Origin of the sequence: Nocardia neocaledoniensis (genome assembly GCF_029868625.1) — a bacterium.
GTDB lineage: Bacteria > Actinomycetota > Actinomycetes > Mycobacteriales > Mycobacteriaceae > Nocardia > Nocardia neocaledoniensis_A.
In genome coordinates, this window is sequence record NZ_JARWOJ010000335.1 from 1 (window position 1) to 2,186 (window position 2,186).

General features: G+C 62.9%; 4 protein-coding genes. All 4 read right to left on the minus strand.

What is annotated here, in order from left to right; translation table 11 throughout:
* Nucleotides 1–147 precede the first annotated feature (147 nt).
* Genes QH270_RS25770 through QH270_RS25785 form a run of 4 tightly spaced genes read right to left on the minus strand, consistent with a single transcriptional unit; the run spans nt 148 to nt 1,988 of the window.
* Nucleotides 148–585 carry a hypothetical protein gene (locus tag QH270_RS25770; protein WP_280346659.1) on the minus strand — a complete coding sequence of 146 codons (438 nt, stop codon included), beginning with the start codon at nt 583–585 and terminating at the stop codon, nt 148–150.
* The gene (locus QH270_RS25775; protein ID WP_280346660.1) at nt 582–1,163 is read right to left on the minus strand and encodes a hypothetical protein; all 582 of its coding nucleotides are present in this window, start codon (nt 1,161–1,163) and stop codon (nt 582–584) included. The genes QH270_RS25770 and QH270_RS25775 overlap by 4 nt, the downstream gene beginning before the upstream one ends.
* 52 nt (nt 1,164–1,215) lie before the next feature.
* Nucleotides 1,216–1,560, minus strand: a complete 345-nt coding sequence (locus QH270_RS25780) for a hypothetical protein (RefSeq protein WP_280346661.1) — start codon at nt 1,558–1,560, stop codon at nt 1,216–1,218.
* Nucleotides 1,527–1,988 carry a hypothetical protein gene (locus QH270_RS25785; RefSeq protein WP_280346662.1) on the minus strand — a complete coding sequence of 154 codons (462 nt, stop codon included), beginning with the start codon at nt 1,986–1,988 and terminating at the stop codon, nt 1,527–1,529. Before QH270_RS25785 ends, QH270_RS25780 begins: the two co-directional genes overlap by 34 nt.
* Nucleotides 1,989–2,186: the final 198 nt, after the last annotated feature.

Below are 2,186 nucleotides of genomic sequence, written 5' to 3' on the forward strand. Positions count from 1 at the left end.
TCGAAGCTACCACCGTGGCCACCAGCCACACCAACCCCACCCACCATGACCTGCAACACCTCTCGGCCATGGCCTGTACCACCCACAACGCGTAGTAATGGCCGCGGGGGTGGACCCACCCCCGCGACATCGAATTTCGAGATCTCCTCAGCATCCGGCGCGGAGGAAAAGCTGCCTCGTCGCGCCGGAATCGTGGATGACGACCCACCTGGTCGGGCTCTTGTTCAGCTCCACCAGGTGTTCGTTCCCGGCGTCCCGCGCCAGCAACTGCGCCTCGCCGATATCGCTCCACGTTTGACGCCAGTACTTCGGCACCCCCGGTGCGAACTCGTTCAGCTGCGACCGCTGCTTGAATTCCGGGACCGAACTCGCGGTTATCTCGACAACCGCATCCAGGAGGGTGTCGCCGAAGGTGTCGTTCTCCTGAAACCAGATCACCTTCGCGTCCGTCGGAAACACGAACTCTCCGCAGGAAGCCAGGTTCTGCAAGTCGTCGGAGTCGCCGCCGGAACAGCCGACGACCAGCCCTGCTAGCGCGCACGCCAGAGCGCCGGAGAAAATGCGCTGATGCGCGACCCGGCTCACAGTGATCCGCTCCAGTGGAGCATGGCGGATTGACCCCTGGACTTGAACGCGCGCGCCCACCCCGCCTCCTCCAGTTGCCGTGCTTCGTTGTTGATGGTTTTCGCGGGATTGATGTTGATCAGATGATCACCTTTGAGGTCGAAATTGTAGTAGTCGTAGACGTATATCCGGTAGTCCATTTCCGCCCGGAGGCCGCCGTCATCGGCCTGGTAGACCGTGGTGTCGGTTCCTACTGCGACGTCGAAGTGCCCGAGGGCATTGGCCAGGTCGTCGTCATCGCTGATTTCGACATTGCCGATCCAGGCGGCGGGCGTGATTTCCCTCGTCACGCCGATGCGAGGATCCGCCCGCGCGAGATCTCTCACCTCGTCCAAGCTGGCGGCCGCCGCTTGCTGCACGGCGCTCGTTTTGACGATCTTGCGGATCTCGGCGCTGTCGAATCGGTAGTTGTGGTCAGGACCCTCGTCACGCATATAGATTCGCAGCAGCTTCGGTGCAAGGTCATAGCCCATCGAATCCCAGGCCAGCAGGACAGCAGTGAGGTCGGTTCGTGCCAACCCCGCTGCAACTTTGCTCATGACTCCGGTGTCGGAACCATAGATGGCCCGGTTGCTCGGCAGTTCCCGGTCTTCAGGCGGATGCAATGGTGTCCTCCCACCACACGTTGTCGTCGAGCCCGTATCGCCGCACACCCACGTCGGCAGCCACCTTGTCCGGGATCTCGAACTCGTTCGGGTTGTACGTCGGGCTCGCCCGACCGGGCGAGTAGTCCATCGCCTGGGAAATCCGCTCCACCGCTGTGGTTATCGCATCCCGCCTCGTGTTCGCCGATGTCTTCATCGCGTCGACGGCGGCGACGATTTCTGTTCGGAACGACTCACGCATCGGTCCGTTGATCATCAGGGCCCAATGCGACAGCGGGAGCGTGATATCCAGAAAAGTCATCGGCTGTGTGAGGGCGCTGCTGACCCCCACCGCCTGGTTGTAGACCAGGCGCTCGAGGTAGGCACCGCCGTTTCGGTCGTCGTGATCGTCGGCAGTTGCAGTCCGCCGAATCTGTTCGCCGCCCCGTAGTCGCCCGAGACACTCACCGCCGCATCGGTACTCAGCGCGGAAAACGCGTTCGCCGTCGTAGTGTCAGATGTCAGGTACTGGGTTCCGGCGGTGGCGAGATCGGAGCGGAATGTGCTCAGGTTCGACGCCTCTTGCCCGTGCGATGACGACAGGGTGCTTCGCAAATTCTCGAACGACGGTGCCAGGGTCGACAGCAGTCCGGCAGTACCGGCGGGGATCGACAGAGACGAGAGCATGCGCGAGGCATTCGACGAGAAGTTGGTGCCGAGGTCGTCCAGATCCAGCCTGAATCCGGCGAGGCAACCCAAATCGACCGAGAAGTCGTTCATTGTAGCTCCCGCCGGCGCCGGGCAGGATTCGCATCGAGCATCACGAAATACTCTTCCCCCCAGGATGGTTCATTCCTCGCCCATCCTAGCTCCGCGAAAGGCATTGCGGTACGCCGATATCCGCGGCAGGTGCTGCCGCGACAAAGGGTCCGACAACGGGCCCGGGCCCGGGGGGGGGGGGGGGTGGACCCCCCGCGG